Origin of the sequence: Vibrio sp. OPT18, from assembly GCF_015163615.1 — a bacterium.
GTDB classification, from domain to species: Bacteria; Pseudomonadota; Gammaproteobacteria; order Enterobacterales; family Vibrionaceae; genus Vibrio; species Vibrio coralliirubri.
This window is the reverse complement of record NZ_JADDYK010000064.1, coordinates 1-532: the sequence shown is the minus strand read 5'-3', so window position 1 is coordinate 532 and position 532 is coordinate 1. Positions and strand designations below refer to the sequence as shown.

At 54.1% G+C, this 532-nt stretch carries 1 rRNA gene; it reads right to left on the bottom strand.

Annotated features, from left to right (window positions below):
- Window positions 1–10 precede the first annotated feature (10 nt).
- Window positions 11–532, bottom strand: a 16S ribosomal RNA gene (locus IQQ51_RS18020); the annotation flags it as partial.

The following is a 532-nucleotide window of genomic DNA, read 5'->3' as shown; positions in this document are numbered from 1 at the left end:
TATCTTCGTATAAGGAGGTGATCCAGCCCCAGGTTCCCCTAGGGCTACCTTGTTACGACTTCACCCCAGTCATGAACCACAAAGTGGTGAGCGTCCTCCCCGAAAGGTTAAACTACCCACTTCTTTTGCAGCCCACTCCCATGGTGTGACGGGCGGTGTGTACAAGGCCCGGGAACGTATTCACCGTGACATTCTGATTCACGATTACTAGCGATTCCGACTTCATGGAGTCGAGTTGCAGACTCCAATCCGGACTACGACGCACTTTTTGGGATTCGCTCACTATCGCTAGCTTGCTGCCCTCTGTATGCGCCATTGTAGCACGTGTGTAGCCCTACTCGTAAGGGCCATGATGACTTGACGTCGTCCCCACCTTCCTCCGGTTTATCACCGGCAGTCTCCCTGGAGTTCCCGACATTACTCGCTGGCAAACAAGGATAAGGGTTGCGCTCGTTGCGGGACTTAACCCAACATTTCACAACACGAGCTGACGACAGCCATGCAGCACCTGTCTCAGAGCTCCCGAAGGCAC